This window comes from Candidatus Zixiibacteriota bacterium, from assembly GCA_017999435.1.
Classification (GTDB): Bacteria; Zixibacteria; MSB-5A5; order GN15; family FEB-12; genus JAGNLV01.
Window position 1 is genome coordinate 471,245 of the sequence record JAGNLV010000001.1, and the last position, 20,227, is coordinate 491,471.

The 20,227-nt window shown below is 67.1% G+C and carries 17 protein-coding genes and 1 tRNA gene; 2 read left to right on the forward strand and 16 right to left on the reverse strand.

Going from position 1 to position 20,227, the window contains the following annotated elements; all coding sequences use genetic code 11:
* Positions 1-149 precede the first annotated feature (149 nt).
* Both KA261_02135 and KA261_02140 read left to right on the forward strand, forming a co-directional pair.
* Positions 150-246: transfer RNA gene (locus KA261_02135), tRNA-Sec, on the forward strand.
* A gap of 30 nt (positions 247-276) precedes the next feature.
* Complete coding sequence (locus KA261_02140) at positions 277-855, forward strand: hypothetical protein (GenBank protein ID MBP7696584.1); 579 nt, start codon at positions 277-279, stop codon at positions 853-855.
* A gap of 28 nt (positions 856-883) precedes the next feature.
* On the opposite strand, the gene KA261_02145 is transcribed toward KA261_02140, so the two are convergent.
* The 16 genes from KA261_02145 to KA261_02220 form a co-directional block, all read right to left on the reverse strand.
* A complete protein-coding gene (locus tag KA261_02145; GenBank protein ID MBP7696585.1) occupies positions 884-1,843 on the reverse strand; it encodes a cation transporter in 960 nt (319 codons plus the stop codon).
* 45 nt (positions 1,844-1,888) lie between these two features.
* Positions 1,889-2,611 carry a bacillithiol biosynthesis deacetylase BshB1 gene (bshB1, locus tag KA261_02150; GenBank protein ID MBP7696586.1) on the reverse strand — a complete coding sequence of 241 codons (723 nt, stop codon included), beginning with the start codon at positions 2,609-2,611 and terminating at the stop codon, positions 1,889-1,891.
* On the reverse strand, positions 2,604-3,734 hold the full coding sequence (gene bshA / locus KA261_02155; GenBank protein MBP7696587.1) for an N-acetyl-alpha-D-glucosaminyl L-malate synthase BshA: 1,131 nt from the start codon (positions 3,732-3,734) through the stop codon (positions 2,604-2,606). The genes bshB1 and bshA overlap by 8 nt, the downstream gene beginning before the upstream one ends.
* Before the next feature lie 13 nt (positions 3,735-3,747).
* Positions 3,748-5,358, reverse strand: a complete 1,611-nt coding sequence (bshC, locus tag KA261_02160) for a bacillithiol biosynthesis cysteine-adding enzyme BshC (protein ID MBP7696588.1) — start codon at positions 5,356-5,358, stop codon at positions 3,748-3,750.
* 4 nt (positions 5,359-5,362) lie between these two features.
* Positions 5,363-8,515, reverse strand: a complete 3,153-nt coding sequence (locus tag KA261_02165) for an efflux RND transporter permease subunit (protein MBP7696589.1) — start codon at positions 8,513-8,515, stop codon at positions 5,363-5,365.
* A complete protein-coding gene (locus tag KA261_02170) occupies positions 8,512-9,552 on the reverse strand; it encodes an efflux RND transporter periplasmic adaptor subunit (protein MBP7696590.1) in 1,041 nt (346 codons plus the stop codon). The genes KA261_02165 and KA261_02170 overlap by 4 nt, the downstream gene beginning before the upstream one ends.
* Before the next feature lie 4 nt (positions 9,553-9,556).
* The gene (locus KA261_02175; protein MBP7696591.1) at positions 9,557-10,954 is read right to left on the reverse strand and encodes a TolC family protein; all 1,398 of its coding nucleotides are present in this window, start codon (positions 10,952-10,954) and stop codon (positions 9,557-9,559) included.
* On the reverse strand, positions 10,935-11,573 hold the full coding sequence (locus KA261_02180; protein ID MBP7696592.1) for a TetR/AcrR family transcriptional regulator: 639 nt from the start codon (positions 11,571-11,573) through the stop codon (positions 10,935-10,937). Before KA261_02180 ends, KA261_02175 begins: the two co-directional genes overlap by 20 nt.
* 75 nt (positions 11,574-11,648) lie before the next feature.
* The gene (gene corA / locus KA261_02185; protein ID MBP7696593.1) at positions 11,649-12,617 is read right to left on the reverse strand and encodes a magnesium/cobalt transporter CorA; all 969 of its coding nucleotides are present in this window, start codon (positions 12,615-12,617) and stop codon (positions 11,649-11,651) included.
* A complete protein-coding gene (locus KA261_02190) occupies positions 12,614-13,654 on the reverse strand; it encodes a flippase-like domain-containing protein (GenBank protein MBP7696594.1) in 1,041 nt (346 codons plus the stop codon). The genes corA and KA261_02190 overlap by 4 nt, the downstream gene beginning before the upstream one ends.
* 92 nt (positions 13,655-13,746) lie before the next feature.
* Positions 13,747-14,499 (reverse strand): tetratricopeptide repeat protein, encoded by a 753-nt coding sequence (locus tag KA261_02195; protein ID MBP7696595.1) that lies wholly within the window; start codon positions 14,497-14,499, stop codon positions 13,747-13,749.
* Complete coding sequence (locus KA261_02200; GenBank protein ID MBP7696596.1) at positions 14,492-16,309, reverse strand: protein BatD; 1,818 nt, start codon at positions 16,307-16,309, stop codon at positions 14,492-14,494. Before KA261_02200 ends, KA261_02195 begins: the two co-directional genes overlap by 8 nt.
* A gap of 13 nt (positions 16,310-16,322) precedes the next feature.
* On the reverse strand, positions 16,323-17,084 hold the full coding sequence (locus tag KA261_02205) for a tetratricopeptide repeat protein (protein ID MBP7696597.1): 762 nt from the start codon (positions 17,082-17,084) through the stop codon (positions 16,323-16,325).
* Positions 17,077-18,099 carry a VWA domain-containing protein gene (locus KA261_02210; GenBank protein MBP7696598.1) on the reverse strand — a complete coding sequence of 341 codons (1,023 nt, stop codon included), beginning with the start codon at positions 18,097-18,099 and terminating at the stop codon, positions 17,077-17,079. Before KA261_02210 ends, KA261_02205 begins: the two co-directional genes overlap by 8 nt.
* A gap of 14 nt (positions 18,100-18,113) precedes the next feature.
* A complete protein-coding gene (locus KA261_02215) occupies positions 18,114-19,157 on the reverse strand; it encodes a VWA domain-containing protein (GenBank protein MBP7696599.1) in 1,044 nt (347 codons plus the stop codon).
* On the reverse strand, positions 19,147-20,220 hold the full coding sequence (locus tag KA261_02220; GenBank protein ID MBP7696600.1) for a hypothetical protein: 1,074 nt from the start codon (positions 20,218-20,220) through the stop codon (positions 19,147-19,149). The genes KA261_02215 and KA261_02220 overlap by 11 nt, the downstream gene beginning before the upstream one ends.
* Positions 20,221-20,227 lie beyond the last annotated feature (7 nt).

Genomic DNA, 20,227 nt, shown 5'->3' on the forward strand with positions numbered 1-20,227 from the left:
GGCGTCCCCGAGTCAATCATAATTCGCTGCGGGGCATCCGCTTCTCCCGGCGCCGCGAACCGCGGGCGGGCGCCGGCGGCAGCGCGCGCCCCCCGGCCGCGCCCGGCTCGCCCCTTGTTTTTTCACCCCCGCAAGCGTATCATGCCCCCGGAAGCGGATGCTGTCTGGTGGCGGTCCCGGCCTTCAAAGCCGTGTGGGGGGCAGTCGTACTGTCCCCGGTGGGTTCGATTCCCACCCCTTCCGCCAAATTTCAGGGAGGTCGGAAGACAGGCCGGCATGGCAGTCGAGAATCCGGATCATGAGGGTGCGGCGAGAGCGCGCGTCGAGCAGGGCCGTACGCGCCTGCGCATCTCGGTCGCCCTGGCCACGTCAGAGGGAGCGCGCCTCCACCTCACCGCACTGTTGGTCATCTGGGCGCTGGGGGCCGCGTTCGCGGTCGCCTCGCTCATCGTCCGTTTCCGCCCGCTCGGCCCGCCGATCGTCCATGTCGCCTGGCTCGCCGCCGGTCTGCCGGTGCTGTGGGCCTACACCCGCTTCGCCGTCGGCCGCGAGATCATCTCCCTCGGCCGCGGCGCGCTGACCATCACCCACCGCCCCATCCCCCTGGGCTTTGCCCGCCGCTACCGGCTGGCCAACGCCCACCGCTTCCGCGTCGACACCGCTGGTCTCCGCATCGCCAACGTGCGGCACCGCCGGAACCCGCTCCGCTGGCGCGGCGAGCAGGGGATGATCCTGTTCGATTACAATCTGAGACCCGTGCGCTTCGGCGTCGGCCTGAGCACCGCCGAGGCCCGGCGCCTGCTCCAAGCGATCCGCGACAGCGGCCAGGTTTCCCCGGAGCAGGTGGAGTTGTAGGCCGCTCCCCCTATGCCCCGGCGCCGCCCTAAGACAGCATCGCCCCCAGATCCTCTTTCAGCTCCGGATCGACGTGGATGATCACGCGCGTGACATCGACAAAATCCCGCAGGATCATCCGCTTGACCTGGCGGGCGATCGTGTGGCCGTCGCGCACGCTGATCGTCGGGTCGACGACGATGTGGAGTTCGACAAAGATCTGCGCCCCCGACTGCCGCGCCCGGAGGTCGTGCACCTGCCGCACCCCGGCGGTGGCGCGCGTCCGCTCCGCGATTTCCAGCAGGATCTCCCGGTCGGGTGCCGCGTCGGAGAGCTCGCGGAAAGCCGCCCAGGTGAGTTTCCCCCCGACCCGCCCGATGAAATAGGTGACCGCGAGGGCCGCGATCGCGTCGGCGAGATGCCACGCGGGATTCAGGTAGGAGGCCGAGATCCCGATCAGGACCGCCACCGAACTCAGCGCGTCGCTCCGGTGATGCCAGGCGTTGGCGATGATCGCCATGCTCTTGAGCCGCTTGCCGACCGCCAGCGTCCACCAGTAGAGCGCTTCTTTGGACACGATCCCGGCCACCGCCGCCCAGAGCGCCAGCGCCCCCGGCCGCGACACCTCGTGATGGTAGATCGTGGCGAGCGCATTCCAGACAATCCCGATCGCGACCGCAATGAGCAGCAGCCCCACCACCATGCCGGACATCGTCTCGATCCGCCCGTGGCCGTAGTGGTGGTCGACATCCTCGACCTTGCGCCCCCACCGCAGCCCGAACAGGACGACGACATTGCCGAACAGGTCCGACAGCGAGTGGGTGGCGTCGGCAATGAGCGCTTGGGAATTGGCGATGATTCCGGCGAAAACCTGGAACGCCACCAGGGCGCCGCTCACCAGCACCCCGACCCAGGTTACGCGCAGCCCGGCGCGGAGATTCTCCGCCTCCGTCGCCGTCACCGCAGCCTGACCGACCTTCTCCGTTTCGGGCATGGCGGTACGATACATCGCGGCCGCCCCGGCCGTCAAGCACCATCCGCGCCCGCCCGGCGCCTAGATCGACCGCACCGGCATCGTCTGGGGATCGTCGACCAGGATCGCTTCCTTGATTGTGAACGCCTCCGCGTACCTCACCCCCGCCATGTGGCCGAGATTCGCCCCGCGGTCGCGCATGAGGTCGAACACGGTCACGCCCGGGTGGAAGATATTCCGGGCGATGTTGTTGTCCGAAAACTGGGAACGGTAGGCCCCCACCGCCTCGCACTTCTTCTCGAAGTGCGCGGAGATGTCGACGAGAAAGGAGAACTCGCGGTTCCGGAAATAGGAGGCATAGATGATTTTCCGCGGCCGATGCGGTTTCCCGGCGAGGTCGATCTTTGTCAACCCGGCCAGAAAACAGGCGTCGTAGCCGAGCCGGCTGGCCGCCAGGTGGTCCGGGTGCCGCTGTTCCCAGTGGGGGAGAATGACCAGTTCGGGACGGTGGTCCCGGATGTACTGGGCAATGACCAGCTTGTTGGCCTGAGTGTATTCAATCGCCGCGTCCGGCATCCCCGCGTTCTCCCGCCACGCCAGCCCGAGCACGCGCCCGGCCGCGGATGCTTCCGCGTCCCGGTCCGCCTCGGTCCCGTAGGTCCCGGCCTCCCCCCGCGCCAGGTCGAGCACCCCGGTCGCCCGCCCCAGCGCAGCCAGCTTCAGCAGCGTCCCGCCGCAGGTGATCTCGGCGTCGTCCGGGTGGGCCGCGATCGCCAGCACCTCCAGCCGCCCCGCCTCAGCCACGGAGCACCTCCTCGTAGTAGCGTTCGTATTCGCCGACAATCCGCTCCGCGCCGAACTTGACCGTCGCGCTCTCGATCGCGGCCTTGCGGAACTCGGCCAGCCGTTCGGGGTGGCGCAGGAGCGACACCGCCGCCCGCGCCATCGAGGTCGTATCCCCGACCGGCAGCAGGAACCCGTTGCGGTAATCATCCACCACCTCGGCCAGGCCGGTCCCGGAGGTGCCGATCACCGGCACGCCACAGGCCAATGCCTCCAGCGCGGCCAGCCCGAACGACTCCTCCTCCGAGGGGATCAGGAACAGATCGCAGCAGGGCAGCACCGCCTCGACCCGGCTCTGGTTTCCCAGGAAAATCACTTTCGCCCCGAGGTCCCGCTTGGTAATCTGGCGGCGCGCGAGGATCGTGTCGGGCCCCTCGCCGATCAGCACGAGCTTGGCCGGCAGCTCGGCCGTGATCTTGGCGAAAATGTCGATCACGTCGAGGGTCCGTTTCACCGGACGGAAATTGGAGACGTGGCACACGAGAAACTCTTCCGGCCGGGCAAACTCCGACCGTGCGCAGTCCCCCGTCGTCGGCTTGAACCGCTTCTGGTCGACGAAGTTGTGAATCACCCTGATCTCCTTGCCGAGCTTGAACACCTCCTCGGTCTCGGCCGCCAGGTAGCGCGACACCGCCGTCACGCCGTCCGAGGTCATGATCGAAAACCGGGTGATGTCGAAGAACGACGGGTCGGCGCCGACCAACGTGATGTCCGTGCCGTGGAGCGTCGTGATCACCTTGGGCGCCCGCCCGCCCCCCGCCAGGAGCATCTGCCGGGCCAGGTAGGCCGAGGCCGCGTGCGGGATGGCGTAGTGCATGTGGAGCACGTCCACGCCGAAACTCCGTGTCACCTCCGCCATCTTCGCCGCCAGCGTGAGCGTATAGGGCGGCGACTTGAACAGCGGATAGGCGGTCGTCTCCACCCCGTGGTACAGCACGTTCGTCTGGTACCGGTCGAGCCGGAAGGGGATGGCGTAGGAGATGAAGTGGACCTGGTGCCCGCGCAGCGCCAACTGCTGCCCGAGCTCGGTGGCCACGATGCCGGACCCTCCGGCCACCGGGTAACACGTGATGCCGATAACCATATCTGTTGGGCTCCTATACATCCGACAGCGGAATAAGCTGGTGCGCCGCCGTCTCGCTGTCAAGCCGTTCGTGCGCGAACCGGACAAAGGCCGGGCCGAACTTGGCCAAAAAATATCCAATATTCAGCGCCCGCTCCTGCAGGCCCCGGTGCGGGTACAACACCCGGTGGAGGCGGTAGAGGCGCTCGCGCACCTCCCCGAGCCGCCGTTTGTGCGCGGCGAACACCTTGCCCTCGAACTGCACGATCTGGAAATCGATCCTGCCGGCCGCCTGCGCGGCCGCGCTCTGAAGCTGCGGATCGAACCCGAGCGTCTGCGCCGCCAGCGCCTCGAACCGCTCCCGGACCTCCCGCCGCGCCTCCCCGAACGCCTGTTCGAGATCGGGGGGAAACGACTCCGCCGTCACCCGGTTGACGACCTGCTCGATATCTCCGGCCAGCTCCTCCAGCGTGATCCGGTGCTGCGCCATCATCGCTTCGTAGCGGCGCTCGACGAATGTGGCCGAAGGCCGCGCGCGGTACACCGGCGCCGGCCGCCCGAACAGCTCGAACAGCGGCGTCACCTGCGCGAAATAGGCGATCTCCGAGGGTCCCCCGTGCTGGGCCGCCGCGGGAAACAGCCACGACTGCATCACCGGCCGCGTCAACACGTCGGGCGAGAACCGCTCCGGCTCCTGCGCGATCATGGCGCGCAGATCCGCTGCCGTGACCGCCCGGTCCCCGATGCGGAAGCCGCCGCCGCTCTGCCGCAGCACCGGCCGCCGGCCGTCGCGCGCGAAAAACAGGTGCACAGACTCGTCCTTCTTCTCCACCTGGACGTGGTACCCGTGGCTGCGGAGGTTCTCGTTGGTCCGGCCGACCAGGGCGCGCACTTCCTCGTGCCGCTCCGCGAGCGCCTGAAGGAGCGGCGCCGCGAGCGCCTTGGCCTCCGGATCCGCGGGCGAGAACAGGACGAGCCCGAATTCCCCCAGGAGCGCAGTCATCAGTTTCGCAAAGGCGCCGACAAAGGTCTCCTCCGGAGTGTAGCAGCGGTCGATCAGCCCGTAGAGGGCCGGGGTGAATTCCGTCTCCCCGAGTGCTTCGCGCAGGCGCGCTTTGGCCGCCGCGAGCGCCTCGGCGTCGGCAAAACGGATCTCCGCCGCCGGCGCCGCCTCCGCCGGAGCCGTCGGGTAGACGATCTTCACGGGCTCGGCCGCGGCCCGGTCCGGCACCCAGGTGTGGTTGATTTCCGCGAAATCGTGGTCGTCGGCGGCAATCCAGAAAATCGGCACGGCGGGCCGCCCGAGCTCGCGGCCGATCCGCCGCGCCGCCTGGATGATCCCGAGCGCCTTGATCTGCACCAGCAGCGGCCCGCCGAACAGCCCCGCCTGCTGCCCCGCGAACACCGCCACCGCCCGCGGGTCGCGCAGCCGCTCGATCGCCGCCAGCGTCGGCTCGCCCGCCCCCCAGGCCTGGTTCTGCCGCCGCAGGATGTCCGCCGTCCGGTCGCGCGCATAGACGGCGCCGTCGAGCCGCGCGGCCACGGCCGACAGGTTGTCGGGCGTATAAAAGTGCCGGGCCGTTTCCCGGCCCGACACGAAATCAAGATACAGTTCGCTGTAGCCGAGCGCCTTGCCCGGCGTCACCAGTCTAACCGCGGACAGTCGAATCCTCCTTCAGCACCGCCCCCGGCGCCTTTTTGCGCCGGAACAGGCCGACAGCATCGTCGATCAGCGTGTACACCACCGGCACCACCACGAGCGTGAGCAGCATCGACGAGGTAATGCCGCCGATGACCGCACGCGCCATCGGGGCGCGCAGTTCCGCGCCCGGACCAATCCCGAGCGCCAGCGGCAACATCCCGAACGCCATCGCCAGCGTCGTCATCATGATCGGCCGCAACCGGACCGGCCCGGCCGCCAGGATCGCATCCGTCCTTGAAACACCTTTCGCCCGCTCTTGTTTCACAAAATCAATCAGCAGAATCGCGTTCTTCGTCACCAGCCCCATCAGGAGCACGATCCCGATGAGCGACATGATCGAAAACGACGATCCGATCAGCCCGATGATCGCCCCCACCAGCGAGAGCGGCAGAGACAGCATGATCGAGAACGGATCCCAGAACGACTCGTACTGCGAGGCGAGGAGCAGGTAGATGAAGATGACCGCGAGAAACAGCGCCCGCAGGATGTTGCGGAACGACTCCTCCATGATCTCCTGCTGGCCCACCGGCGCCACCACGTACCCGCCCGACGCCCCCACCTCGGCGGAGAATTTCTCCATGATCAGGTTGGTCGCCGTCCCCGGGAACTGCGTACTCGTCACGTTGGCGTTGACCCGGATCTCCCGCTGCCGGTTGTAGCGGTAGTACTCGCTGATTTCCGCCGTCTTCCGCAGTTGGGCCACGCGCTCGAGCGGGACCAGCAGCGGCGCCCCGTCGGACCCGCTCTTGTCGCTCTTGATGAGGATGCTGCCGAGATTCTCCGTCGACTGCCGGAACCGCTCGTCCAGCCGCATGCGGACGTCGTACTCCTCGTCCCCCTCCTTAAACCGCGTGACCACGTCCCCCTCGACCAGCCACCGGACCGTCATCGGAATATCCTGGAGCGAGATCCCGAGGTCGCTGGCGAGGCGGCGGTCGTAGGTGACGGCGATTTCGGGTTTTCCCTCGACGAGCGTGTTGTCAACGTCGACCACCCCCGGCACGTCGTAGAAGTAGGCCTGGAGGCGACGGGCGAGCCGCACGACCTCGTCGTGCTCGGGCCCCTGGACGGAAATCTCAATCGACTTGTTGCCGCCCGCTTCGCTCTCCCCGACACTGACCGAAGCCTCCAGGCCCGGGATGCCCGCGACGTGCGCGCGCACCGTGTCCATGAGCTGGCGCGCCGACAGCTCGCGCTCGCTGCGGTCGATGAGCTGCACGAGCAGCCGCCCCCGCGTCACCGGATCGCTCCCCCGCCCGATCGTGATGAACGTGTTTGTCACCTGGTCGGCCAGCGTCTCCCGCACCGTCCGCTCGACCAGTTGGAAGCGCTCCACCGTTTCCGCCAGCGTCGTCCCCGGAGCCGTCTCGATGTCAATCGCCAATTGGTTCTGGTCGGTCTCGGTCATGAACTCCACCCCGACCAGCCCGATCATGGGGATGACGAAGGCCAGGACGAAAGCAGCCGCCGCCACCAGCACCACCACCCAGCGGGCGCGCAGCGACTTCTCCAGGAGCGTCCGGTAGCGCGGCTTCAGCCAGTCGAAGGCGCGGTTCCAGTAGAGGAGCACGTCATACAGCCGGGCGCCGACACGCCGGCCCTTGGCGGCCGCCTCTTCCTGGGCCGCCTCGGCGCGCAGCCACCGCGCCGACAGCATCGGGGTGAGACTGAACGCGACAAACAGCGAGGCCAGCACCGCGAACGCCACCGTCACGCCGAACTCGAAGAAGAAGCGCCCGACAATCCCCTCCATGAAGGCCACTGGGAGGAACACGACCACGATCGAGAACGTCGTCGCCATGACGGCCAGCCCGATCTCCTTGGTGCCCGAGATGGCCGCCTGAAAGGCGGTCCGCCCTCCCGCCATGTGGCGGTAGATGTTCTCGATCACCACGATGGCATCGTCCACCAGGATCCCCACCGCCAGCGACAGCCCCAGCAGGGTCATGATGTTAATCGTGAACCCGAAAAAGTTCATGACCGCAAACGTCGCGATCAGCGAAATCGGGATCGCCAGCGCCGTGATCACCGTCGGCCGGCCGTCCAGCAGGAACAGGAAGATCACGATCACCGCCAGCAACGTGCCGAACAGGATGTTGAACTGGATCTCGTGGACCGAGTCGCGGATAAACGTCGACACGTCCTCGACAATCTCCACCTTGACGTCGGAGGGTAGCTCCCGGTTCAGGTCGCCCACCGTCTCGCGCACGAGATCGGCCATCTCCACGGTGTTTGTGCCCGCCTGCTTGGTGACCGTCAGCGACACGGCCGGGACGCGGTTGAAGCTGGAGAACGACCGCTGTTCGACCGTGGTGTCGATCACCCGCGCGATGTCGCCGAGGTAGACCGGCGCGCCGCCCGTGCTCTTGACGATGACATCCTCGAAATCCTCGACCCGCGGGAGCCGGCCGGCCAGCCGCACCAGGTACTCCCGGGCGTGCTCGTCGATCCGGCCGCCCGGAATTTCCATGTTGGCCTCGGCCACCGCCTTGCGCACGTCGGCCGCCGCCACCCCGAATGTCTCCATACGGTCCAGGTCAAGGGCCAGCAGGATCTCCCGCTCGTGCCCCCCGACGAGCGCGACCCCCCCGACCCCGGAAATCGTCTGCAGCCGCTCCTTCACCACGTCTTTCGCCAGCGTCGTCAGGTCCCGCGGGGTGCGGTCTCCCGACACAGCCAACGACATGATCGGAAACGCCGTGGGATCGAAATTCAGCACCATCGGTTCTTCGATGTCGTCCGGCAGATCGCTGCGGATCCCGGCCACCTTCTCCCGCACCTCCTGGGTGGCCTCGGCGGCATCCCGCTCCAACTCGAATTCGATGATGACCAAGGAGTAGCCCTCCAGCGAGCGCGACTCGATGTGGCGGATGCCCGAGATCAGGTTCACCTCGTCTTCCAGCGGCGAGGTGACTTCGCTCTCCACCGTCTCCGCCGAGGCCCCCGGGTAGACCGTCTGGATCACGGAGTAGGGGAACTCGATGTCGGGCATCAGATCGATCGGGAGCTCGGTGTACGAGGCCAGCCCCAGCACCAGCAGCGCCGCCATCATCATGGTCGTGAAGACCGGCCGGCCGACAGCAACTTCGGAGAGTTTCATCGGGCGCCCTTCTCCACATCGGTGACGCGGATCGCGGCGCTGTCGTCCAGGTAGCTCTGGCCGAGGACGATCACGCTGTCTCCCGGCCGCAGTCCCTCGCTCACGATCACCCGCCCTCCGGCTTCCGTCCCCAGCGTCACCGGCCGCCGACGGGCGAGGCCGTTTTCGACTACGTAGACGACCGCGCCGCTGCTCAGCGCCACGACCGCGCTCGGCGGGACGCCGAGCACGCCCTGCAGACGCTCCATGACCAGTTCCACCCTGACAAACATGCCCGGCCGGAACGAGCTTTCTCCGGCGTTGGCCACGAGAGCCTCGACCTCGAAGGCGCGGGAGGCCGGGTCGGCCGACTGCGCCACCGCCGCCACCACGCCGGGCAGCGACTCCGCCGCGGTCTCGGCCGTCACGCGGACCGTGTCGCCGACCTGGACCAGACCGACGTCGGTGGCCTTGACCTGGAAACGGACCCGCAGCCGTTCGGTCGCGGCCACCGTCGCCACCATCTGCCCCTGGGCGAGGTAGTCGCCGCGCCGGACATTGACCGAGGTCACGATGCCCGAGATGGGCGACTGGATTTCCACCAGCCGCCGGGCCGCCTCGAACGAGGCCTGCGCCACCTCGTACTCCGTCCGCGCCGCATCATACTGCATCTCGCTCACCGCCCCCTGCCCGTAGAGCGTCTTCATTTTCGTGTAATTTTTCTCGGCGTTCCGGTAGACGCTGAGCGCCTGCTGGTAGTTGGACATCGACCCGGTCCGGTCGAGCTTGACCAGCACCTGCCCGGCCTGCACTCGCCCCCCTTCGCGGACGAGCACGCTCTCCACCGCCTCGGCGATTTTGGTGTAGATGGCTGCCTGGTTCTGTCCCTCCAGGGCGCCGGTATAGGTCTTCGTCACCGCTCCGTCAAAGGGGGCCAGCACCTGCACGCGGACCGGTACCTCCGGCCGCTGGGCCGTATCCTGCTGGGCGCCGCCGCAGCCGGCCAGGATCGCGGCGGCCGCCGCGCCGCCGGCCAGAATCATTCGTCGCATCTGCATACACTTATTCCATACTCGGTTGGATCATACTTGCCCGTTTCAGCTTCGCCTGGGCCACCCGGAACGCAAAGAGCGCCTGCACCCGCGCACTGCGGGCGTCGGTCAGCGCCACCTGCGCCGAGAGCACCTCCAAGAGCGTCCCCACCCCCGACTCATACCGCACGTTGGCGATTTTCAGCCCCTCCTCCGCCTGCGCGATGTTCGTCCCCTGGATGTCGAGCGCCTTCTTCGCCTGCACGAGCGCATCGTAGGACTGCTCGACTTCCAGCCGGATGTCGTCGCGGATCTTGCTGGCCGCCAGCGCCGCCTGGTTGTGGTCCACCTTCGCCTGCGTCACCTGCCCCGACCGCCGCAGGCCGTCGAAAATCGGCATCGACACCATCAACCCGGCCGTGAGTGACCGGCTGTTGTTTTCGCGGAGCGTGAAATCGTCCGACACCGCCGACCAGCCCCAGCTCGACACGGCCTCGAAATTCGGCCAGTAGTCGGCCTGGGCGATTTTGACCGCCTTCTTCGCGATATCCACCAGCAGGTCCGCCTGCTGCATCGCCGGCCGCCGCGCCAGCGCCGTGTCGACATAGGCCGGTTCCGGCCCCAGCCCCGCCAGACTCGTATCCGCATCGGCCCCCGGCTCTTCCAGCCGAATCGGCCGCGACAAATCCAGCCCGAGGAATGACTTCAGCCGCTTCCGCGACAGCTCCACCTCCGACTCGGAGGCGATCAGCTGCGGCAGGAGGTTGTTGCGCTCCACCCGCGCCCGGAGCACCTCGAACTCCGAGGTCATCCCCTGGTCGAACTGCTTCTGGACCATGTCCGCATTCAACTCGGCCGCTTCGAGCGCCTGCCGGAGGACGTTTACCTGCGACTCCCGGAGGCCGACCTGGTAGAACAGGACCTCGGCCGTGTAGGCCACTTCGGCGGCGGCCTCGGCGGCGCCGGCCCGCGCGTACTTGCGGTACTGCTGGGCGATCGACACGGCCGTGAACACCTTGCCCCCCTGGTAGATCGGCTGGCGCAGCGAGATGCCGGCCCCGAACGAGTTCTTGAACCCGAACCGGAACTCCACCGTTTCGTCGCCCATCTGCACGAAATTGCTGGCGATCAGGAAATTGCGGTCGTAGTAGGCCTGACCGGAGATGTCCGGCAGGGCTCCCGCCCGCGCCTTCACCACCTCGGCATCGGCCGCCCGCACCTCCTCGAGCGCCTGCAGGTAATCGCGGTTGTACTCAAGCGCCAGGCGGCGGACCTCCGCCGCCGTCAGCACCATCGTGTCCGGGCGCGCCCCATCGGCCGCCGCCGCGGCGCCGGCCGCCGCCAGAGCCGCCGCCAGCGCCACCACCCCGCCCCACCGCCGCACCGGCCCGGCCGCCCGGCCCGGTTTCTCAACTTTTCGCGGGACCATGCTTTCGATTACTCCGTATCCTCTTCTTGGCCGTCAGCCGCCTGAATGTTTCCAGTTGTCGTTCGAAATTGCCGAGCTGCGGATGCACCATGCCGGCGAAACACACGCCGTCGTAGATCGCGTGCATGAGCTCGACCAGCCGCCGCCGCTGGGCGGCCGTCCGCCCGTAGCCCGGGTCGAGACACTCCGCCATGACCGCCACCGACCGCTCGTAAGCCCGGCGGATCAGCGCGCGAAAGCGCGGCAGGTACATGATTTCCGCCAACAGCGAGAGATTCTTGCGCGCCTCCCGCAGCGGCATGCGCGCGTCGATCCGCCCCAGCTCGGCCAAAAGACCCGCCGGCGTCAGCCGCTTCCCCGCCAGGCGCTCCATCGCCCGCGTGTGCCCCTCGACGAAGTCCTGGACGAAAGTCATGAGGATGTCTTCCTTGCTGGCGAAGTGGAAGTAGAACGCCCCCTTCGTGAGGCCCGCCCGGCGGGCGATCTCGTCCGTGCTCGTCGCCCGGTAGCCCTGCCGGAGGAACAGCTCGTGGGCCGCCCGGAGCAACTGGTCCCGGCGCTCGCCGGCCGGCCGCTTCGGGCTCTGGCGGATGCGCTTTTTCACCTGTCGGTTCGCCATCTCTACATACCTACCGGTCGGTATCTATAGGGGATGAACGGCCCGTTGTCAAGGGAAGTTTCAAACAATTTTCCGCTAAATCCACTTTTTCTTGCGGAAATAGACGAGCAGCCCGCCGATGATCAGGAAAATGAACAGGAGCGCCGCCCCGTACCCGTAGCGCCACTCGAGCTCGGGCATGTTCCGGAAATTCATCCCCCACACGCCCACGAGGAAGGTCGGCGGAATGAACAGCACGCTGAGGATGGTCAGGACCTTGATCGCCTCGTTGGTGCGCGTCGAAATCGAGGAGTAGTAGATTTCGAGCGACGAGTTGAGGATCTCGCGGTGGAAATTCGCCAGGTCGTCGATTCGCACGAGGTGGTCGTGAATGTCCGACAGGTACACCGCCGCCCGCGTCGAAATCTGCGGGAACTGCTCCCGCGACAGGTGGAGCACCACCTCCTTCTGCGGGATCACGATCCGGCGGAGCTGGATGATGTCGCGGCGGAGGGTGAAAATCGACCGGAGCGTCTCCTGGTCGAGATCCTCCAGCACATCGTCCTCGATCTTGTCGATCTCGTACTCGAGGATGTCGAGGGTCGCGTTGTAGTTGTCGACCACCGCGTCGATCACCGCGTGGAACAGGAAATCCACCCCCCGCGACATCAGCCGCTCGTCCCGCTCCGCCCGGTGGTAGAGGTAGTCGTAAATCCGGTGGTCGTCGTAGTGCACCGTGACCAGCGCGTTCTGGGTGAGGAACAGGTCGAGCTCGGCGATCTTCAGCCCCTCCTCCCGCCCCACGTAGTCGACAATCTGGAACACGAGGAACAGGTAGCGGTCGTAGTCGTCGAGCTTGGTCCGCGGCTTTTCGGAGATCACGTCCTCGATCGCCAGGGGGTGGAAATTGAAATCGTGGGTGAGCACGTACGACTCCTCGTCGCTCGGCTTGCACAGGTCCACCCACAGGATCGCCCCCTCCTTCTCGGTCATCTCCCGAAAATCGGCGATCCCCTCCCGGGTGTCGACGCCCTCGCCGGGCAGATAGAGAAACGACCGGATCATCGCGGATCCTCCCGCTCGATGAGCGACCCGCGCTCGTCCATCTCGTCGAGAATCAGCCGGTCCTCGTGCTGTTCGCGGATATCCTTCAGCGACACCTTCTCCGTCCGCAAGAACCACATCCCGAGCAGCCAGAGCGGGAGCAGATCGAGCAGGTGGAGGGCCAGGGCGAAGAGCACCGCATCCGGCCGCGCCACCCGGAACGCCAGGAGCGCCGTGCTCACCGCCACCTCGAACGTCCCCGCGTTCCCCGGCGTGATCGGCACCATGAGCGCCAGGGTGTTGATGACCATCACCATCGCCGCCGCCGAAAACGGCAGCCCGAACCCGAACGCGAGGAAGAGGAAATAGACGACAAAGATGTGCGCCCCCCAGTACAGAAAGGACAGCCCGAGCGAGAGACAGACGTTCTGGCTCGAGCGGAGCAGCTCCATCCCGCTCGTGAACGACCGGATCGACTTCTGCATCCCGGCGTGGAATTTCGGCCACCGCGCCCGGCACCACGCCCCGCCGAAATTCTCCGCCCGGTCCTCGTAGTGCAGGAGGAGGTAGAGCAGCCCGATCAGCACCAGCGTCACCAGCCCGATGATGTACCCGGCCGTCCGGTACCGGTCGGGAATCGCGAACGCCAGCGAGGTCAACAGGAGCGCCGCCACCAGCGTGATCGCGTCGAGCAGCACCTCCAGCACGATCGTCGAAAACACGAACGTCTTGCGCAGCCCCTCGGCCCGCGCAAACAGGAGGATCCGCCCGAGCTGTCCCGTGAGGGCCGGCATCACCACGTTGATCACCTGCCCTGCCGAATACAGCGTGATCGCGTTCCAGGCCGGGATCGTCTTCTGGGTCTTGACCATCAGGCGCCAGCGGAGCGCCTTGAACACCGAGTACAGGAAGGTGCAGACCGTCGCCGGGATCAGGTAGATGTAGTCAATACGCACGGAGAGGCTGCGCAGATCGGTGAGGCTGATATCCTTGACGCAGAAGGCGAGCAGGGCGACGGCAACGAGCGTACCCCAGAACTTTTTCTTCTTCCATATCATCGACACCCGATCTGTCCAGTGGTGAAGTCGCGGCAGGTATAATAGACGACTTCTCCAAGGGTGTCAACGAAATAAACCCGCCCGCCCCTCGCTCAGACTTCGGCCACCAGGTCCCGGCGCACCCACCCCCGGCGCTTGTTTTCGAACAGCACGTTGAGGTAGGCGCCGCTCTCGCCGAGCACCTCCGCCACCAACCCCGGCGCTCCCTGAAACTCGACGTCGGCGTTGGCCGTCGGCCCGTTGTAGACCGGGCTCTCGTCAGCCACGACCACCACGCGCCGGGTGAGATACTCGGTGCGGTACTTGTAGGTGGTCAGCCCCGCGGCCGCCGTCGCCAGCACGAGCGCCGCCACCACCCCGAGCCGCACCCACCCCCCTCGGAACCCCAGCCCGTAGCGGATCGCGAGCATGGCGCAGAAGAGGGCAAACAGGGCCGAGGAGGTCCAGGCCAGAAGGTTCAGCCGCACCGGCCCCACGAGCGAAGCGAAGAAACTGCTGATCGGGTTCAGTTCCACGCCCTCCATCTTCACCCGCGCGAACTGCCGGGCAAACTCCAGGTTGTGCCGGATGTCCTCGTCCCGCGGGTCGAGCCGCTGCGCCCGCAAATAGTTCAGCACCGCCCGCCCGACATCCCCCTGCTTGAAATAGGCGTTCCCGAGATTGTAGTACAGCTGGGCCGAGGCCGTGCCGGACTTCAGGATGTCCTCGTAGGCCCCGGCCGCCCCGGCGAAATCCCGCGCCTCGTACCGCGCGTTCGCCTGCCGGAAAGCCTCCGCCACCTCGGCCGCCCCGGCCGGCGCCGCGAGCATCGCCGCCAGCCCGATCATGAGAACCAGCTTACGCAAAATGGATACCCTCCAGACGAATCATCGTCTCTTCTACGTCGGCCAGCGCGCGCGTGATTTCTTCCTGCGAGATCGAGGCCGGCGCGAAGCGGGCGAAATCGCACCGCTGGAGAATATCGGCCACCGCCGCCACCAGCCCCTCGTCCGCCCCCTGTTGCCCGAGCAGCTCCCGGAGCCGCTCAGTCGTCAGCCCGTGGGGGGAGACGTTGAGTTTGTCGGCGACGTAGGCGGTGAGCGTCTGGTGGAGCTCGGCGTAGAACGCCTGCCCCTGGGCCGCCGTTGCTAGCCCGCGCGCTTTCGCCAGCCGCTTGCGGGCCATCTTCCCCGCCCGCAGCGACCGCGCCAGCCCCACGTTGGCCGCCAGCTTCTCCCGCCGCTTCCGCACCGCGATGAGCGCCGCCAGCACCAGCACCGGCACCCCGTTCGCCAGCAGGTACAGCGGCGTCAACAGAATGATCCGCCCGCTTCTTGCGGGCCGCCCGATATCCTCCTTGATATACCGAATGTCCCGCGCCTCGCTGCCTACCACCACCCCGCCGCCCTGGTAGGGGAGATCGCCGGAGGCGACATACCCCTCCGGCTTGAGCGCCTGGATGGCGATCGGTTTCGTCGAGGTCGTCGCATAGGCTCCCCGCTCCGGGTCGAAATAGCTGTAGGTGATCGCCGGGATCTCGAGCATTCCCGGCCGCCGCGGGATGAACACCTCTTCATAGATCTTGGTCCCCGCCAGGCGGTCCCCCTGTTTGCCGACATTCTCGCTGCTCGAGGCCTCGTACACCCGGAAATCGTCCGTCTGGGGGATCGGCGGTTTGGCCGCCGCCTTGATGTTCCCCGTCCCGCTGACCTGGAACGTCACCGTCACCGGCTGGTTGACCTCGACCTCGTTCTTGTCGGCCCGCGCCGTCAGCTCGTATTTGCCGATCGACCCGGTGAAATCGTCCGGCCGCCCCGCCGTCGGCAGCGGCCGCACATTCACCGTCACCGGCTTGCTCCGCACCGTCACCTCGCGCCCGGAGCTGAAGAAGTCGTTGAACATTCCGAACGGGTCGCGCGTGGACTGCCGGCGCTCGGGCACGGTCACCCGGATCGCCGCCTGCCCGATCGTCAGCTCCCCCGTCTGGGTGGGAAAGAGCGCGTACTTGCGCTCGATCACGCGGTAGGCCCGCCCGCCGATCTGCTGGCGGTAGGGGGCTTCGTTCCCCAGGACCTCGGTCCAGAACCCGGTCGTGGTCGGCTCGATCAGCTCCGGCGACCCGTAGTACTGCACCGCGATGTGGAACTTCAGCGTGAGCGTCACCTGCTCGTTCACGTAGGGCTGCTTCTTGTCGACCACCGCCTCCAGGAAGTAATCCTTCGCCCCCTCCCCCGACTCCTCCGTCTGGCGCCGGATCTCCGGCGTCATCGCCGTCCCCTTGTCCAGCACCGTCAGCGTCACCCTGTTCCCCTCGTAGCGCCGGTTGTTGTAGACGACGGCGATCCGCTCGATCGGGTAGACCCCCGCCTTGGTCGGCACGAGGAGGTAGCGGTAGGTCATCGAGGCGCTCACTTTCCCGTTCACAATCGTGATATTGCTCGAGGATCCCTGCGAGTACACCTCGAACCGGGGCAGCGAGGGCATGTCCGGGGCGGGGAGGTTCTGAGCGGCCCCCGACACCGTGACCGCCAGCAGCGCCTGCTCGTCGAGGCCGATCGAATCCGGTTTCAGCGACACCTCCACCCGCACCTCCCCCGTCCCCTGCGCCGCCGCCCCGGCGGCCCACAGCAGGATCGCCAGCGCCGCCGCCGGCCCCAATCCGCACCCTCGCCGCATCCTCGCCATCCCCTCACCAGTCCTTTCCGTGGTAGTTCCCCCGCGCCTGCACCCGGCGCTTGAGCCGTTCCTGGATCTCCCGCTCGTCGTCGCGCAGCGCGTTGAGTATCCGCTCCGCGTCCTCCTTCGAGACCTGCTGCTCCTTCATCTCCTGCTGATTCTGCTGCTGCTCCTTCTGCCCCTCCTGCGGCTGCTCTTCGGTCTGCTGGTCCCCCGTCTGCTGCTGCTGCTGTTCCTGCTGCTGGTCGGGCTGCGCCTGGTCCTGCGGCTGTTGCTGTTGCTGCTGCTGTTGTTGGTCCTGCTGCGGTTGCGGCTGGTTCTGCTGCTGGTTCGGCTGCTGTTCGGGTTTGGTGTGTTCCTTGAGCATCCGCCGCGCGAGTTCGAGGTTGATCTTGGCGTTGGTGTCGTTCGGGTCGAGCTTGAGCGCGTTCTCGTACGACTGGATCGCTTTGGGGTAATCCTGCATCCGGTAATAGGTGTTGCCGAGGTTGTAGTGAGCTTTGGCCTCGAGCGCGGCATCGGCGGCCGCGAGCGCCTTGGAGAGATACTCCTCGGCCATCTCGTAGTCCCCCATTTCGTAGGCGGTTCCGCCGATGTTGTACTGCACGCGCGGATCCTCGGGGCGGTCCGCCTCGGCGTTGTGGAAATGCTCCATCGCCTTCTTGTAGTCCCCCGCCGCGTACGCCCGGCTCCCGTCGCGGATCTCGTCGAGAAAATCCGCCCGGGCCGGTCCCGCCAGCGCCGCGAGCAGCACGATCGCCACCAGCCTACGCATGATGCTCCTTTCGCGGCACGCGCCGCCGTTCCGAGACAAAGAACTCCCCCACCACCAGCGCCAGGGCCGCCAGGAGCGGCCACTGGAAGCGGTCGTCGTAGCGCGTCACGAGCGTCCCCTCCAGCTCCTTCTTCTCCATCTCGGATATCTCGCCGAAAATCCTGTCGAGCTCCATCTCCCCGGCCGTCGCGTGGTAGTACTTGCCGCCCGTCGCCAGCGCGATCTTCTGCAGCAGTTCCTCGTTGAGCCGGGTGATGATCACCTCGCCGTTGTCGTCCTTCTTGAACCCCACCTGCGCGCCCCGGCGGTCGAACAGCGGGATCGGTTCCCCGGCCGGGTTCCCGATCCCCACCGTGTAAATCTTGATCCCCTCGCGCCGGGCCGCCTCGGCGGCCGCCTCCGCCCCCCGGTCGTGCTCCTCCCCGTCCGTCAGCAGGAGCAGAACCTTGTGCTGCCGCTCTTTCTGCTCGAACGACCGGGCGGCCATGTCGATCGCCGACCCGATCGAGGTCCCCTGCACGCTCACCGAGTTCTGATCCATCGCCCCGAGCAGGAACTCGGCCGCTGTGTAGTCCAGCGTGAGCGGGCACTGGATGTAGGCCTCGCCGGCGAACGCCACCAGGCCGATCCGGTCCCCCTTGAGCCGCCCGATGATCCCCTGGAGTTCCTGCTTGGCCTTCTCCAGCCGGTTGGGCGCCATGTCCCGCGCCAGCATGGAATTCGACACGTCGAGCGCCACCACGAGATCGATCCCCTCCCGCTTGAGCATCTCCAGGTGCGTCCCGAACTGCAGCCGCGTCAGCGCCAGCGTGAGGAACGCCATCCCGAGCAAGAGCAGAGCGGCCTTGCCGGCCTGGCGGGCGAACGAGATGTAGGGCGCGTTGCGCATGACCAGCGGGATATCGGCGAATCGCGCCAGCAGACGCTTCTTGCGCGCCAGCGCAAACCCCGCGAACAGCGCCAGCAGCGCCACCAGCGCCAAGAGAACGAAATTGCCCGGATCGGCGAAACGCATACTCTCTCTCGCTCCTACGGCAGTTTCCGAAAATAGGTGTGGGCGAGCAGCATCTCCAGCACCAGCAGGCCGAACGCCCCGAACGCGAAATGCTGGAACAGTTCCACGTACTGGATGTGCTGCGCCGTCTCCACTTTCGTCTTCTCCAGCCGGTCGATCTCCGCGTAGATCTGATCCAGCTCCTCCCCCGACCGCGCCCGGTAGTACTTCCCGTTGGTCCGCGCGGCGATCTCGCGGAGCGTCTCCTCGTCGATCACCGTCGGCCGGTACACGTAGCGCTTTCCGAACAGCGGATCATCCACCGGGTACATCGCGTTCCCGGGCTTGCCCGCCCCGATCGTGTAGATCTTGATCCCGAAAGTGGCCGCGAGATTGGCGGCCGTCAGCGGATCGATCTCCCCGGCGTTGTTGTCGCCGTCGGTGAGCAGCACGATGATCTTGCTCTTGGCCTCGCTCTCGCGGAGCCGGTTGACCGCGTTGGCGATCGCCATCCCGATCGCCGTCCCGTCCTCCACCAGTCCGAAATCGATCTGGTCGAGGAAACTCAGGAGCACCCCGTAGTCGGTCGTGAGCGGGCACTGCGTGTAGGAGTAGCGCGCGAACACGACCAGCCCGATGCGGTCGTTGATGCGCCGCCCGATGAATTTCTTCATCTCCTCCTTGGCCACGTAGAGCCGGTTGTGGGGCTTGAAGTCCTCCGCCTGCATCGAGGACGACACGTCGAGCGCCATCATGATGTCGATTCCTTCCGATGTCACCTCGGTGTACTCGGTCCCCGACCGCGGGCGCGCGAACGCCACCACCAACAGGGCCACGGCGAGCACGCGGAGGACAGGCAGGACGAAGCGGAACCGCTGCCGCCCCGTGCGGCCGGCCCGCTTGACAATCCGCAGGTCGGAGAACTTGATCGCCGCCGCCGCGGCCCGCCGCCGCGTGAAGTAGTACGCAAGCATGGCCAGCACGATTGCCCCCCCGGTCGCGAAAATCGCTCCCGGCGAAACCGTCGTCTCCAGCAGGTCCAGCAGGTTGACGCTGAATCCGGCGAACTCAAGACTCATGCGTCCCTCCCCCGGCCGCGCCCACCGGCTGCGCCGGCCGGCCGCCCCCCGCCGCCGCCTGCCCCTGCTGCCGCCGGAACACGTCCTGCCGCACCCGGTCGACCGCCGCGTGGACAAACTCGAAATCGTACTTAGTCTGCTCGATCGACGGCTCGTACTTGGCGAATTTCACCAGGTCGGCGTGCGACATGAACGCCTCCACCCCGTCGTAGAGCGAGTGCGGCAGCTCGATCTCCCGAAACGCCGTGAGGAACTCCTCCGTCGTCCAGTCGAGCACGTTCCGGTCGTACACCCGCCCGAGGTACCACCTCAGGGTGTCGCTCAGTTCGTAGTAGTACTCCTTGAAGCGCCCGTCGGCGATCAGGTTTTTATGGAGCAGGAGGGCGAGCCGCTCGGAGGCGATCTCCCACGGCGGCCGGAGATCGACCGCCGCCGCCGCGGGCTTCCGCTTGCGCCGCAGGAGCGCCCACAGGAGCGCCGCCAGCAGCGCCGCCGCCGCCGCTCCCCCGCCGACATACCACCACGTCCGGTCCTTCGCGAACGCCTCCGGCCCGAGCACCCCCGCGAGCGGCTTGATGTCCATCAGCGTGTCGCCCGCCGCCAGGATCGACTCCACCGTGATCGGCACCGCCTCGGCCAGCAGCACTTTCCGGCTGCTGTCGGGCATGATCGCCATGACCGGCAGCGGCGGCACCGCGTACTCCCCGGTCGTGAACGTGCTGATCACGAACCGGCTCTCGTTCTGCACCCGCCCGTCGGGGAGCCGGGTCACGCGGTCGGTCTCGTAGTCGAGCACCTGGAACGCCCCGAGGTTGGCCCCGAGCGGCGGCGGCACCAGGTCAATCGTGCTGTCGTGGATGATCGTGAGCGTGTAGGTCACCTGGTCGCCGACAAAGATCTTCGCCCGGTCCACCGAGGTGCGCACCTCCACTCCCGGCAGCGACCCGACCGTGTCGCCGGGCGCCGCTCCGGCCGCCTGGCCGAACGCCCCCGGCGCGGCCGGCCCCAGCGCCAGCGCCGCCGCCGCCATCGCCGCGAGCCGGTATGGCCGTCTCGTCCGCATCATCCTC

Bases quoted from the DNA above. Each gene is read 5' to 3' on its own strand.
- KA261_02200 (MBP7696596.1), bottom strand. From the start codon at position 16,309: ATGCGGCGAGGGTGCGGATTGGGGCCGGCGGCGGCGCTGGCGATCCTG.
- KA261_02205 (MBP7696597.1), bottom strand. From the start codon at position 17,084: ATGCGTAGGCTGGTGGCGATCGTGCTGCTCGCGGCGCTGGCGGGACCG.
- KA261_02180 (MBP7696592.1), bottom strand. From the start codon at position 11,573: ATGGCGAACCGACAGGTGAAAAAGCGCATCCGCCAGAGCCCGAAGCGG.
- KA261_02215 (MBP7696599.1), bottom strand. From the start codon at position 19,157: ATGAGTCTTGAGTTCGCCGGATTCAGCGTCAACCTGCTGGACCTGCTG.
- KA261_02170 (MBP7696590.1), bottom strand. From the start codon at position 9,552: ATGCAGATGCGACGAATGATTCTGGCCGGCGGCGCGGCGGCCGCCGCG.
- KA261_02210 (MBP7696598.1), bottom strand. From the start codon at position 18,099: ATGCGTTTCGCCGATCCGGGCAATTTCGTTCTCTTGGCGCTGGTGGCG.
- bshA (MBP7696587.1), bottom strand. From the start codon at position 3,734: ATGGTTATCGGCATCACGTGTTACCCGGTGGCCGGAGGGTCCGGCATC.
- KA261_02165 (MBP7696589.1), bottom strand. From the start codon at position 8,515: ATGAAACTCTCCGAAGTTGCTGTCGGCCGGCCGGTCTTCACGACCATG.
- KA261_02145 (MBP7696585.1), bottom strand. From the start codon at position 1,843: ATGTATCGTACCGCCATGCCCGAAACGGAGAAGGTCGGTCAGGCTGCG.
- KA261_02140 (MBP7696584.1), top strand. From the start codon at position 277: ATGGCAGTCGAGAATCCGGATCATGAGGGTGCGGCGAGAGCGCGCGTC.
- corA (MBP7696593.1), bottom strand. From the start codon at position 12,617: ATGATCCGGTCGTTTCTCTATCTGCCCGGCGAGGGCGTCGACACCCGG.
- KA261_02190 (MBP7696594.1), bottom strand. From the start codon at position 13,654: ATGATATGGAAGAAGAAAAAGTTCTGGGGTACGCTCGTTGCCGTCGCC.
- KA261_02175 (MBP7696591.1), bottom strand. From the start codon at position 10,954: ATGGTCCCGCGAAAAGTTGAGAAACCGGGCCGGGCGGCCGGGCCGGTG.
- KA261_02220 (MBP7696600.1), bottom strand. From the start codon at position 20,220: ATGCGGACGAGACGGCCATACCGGCTCGCGGCGATGGCGGCGGCGGCG.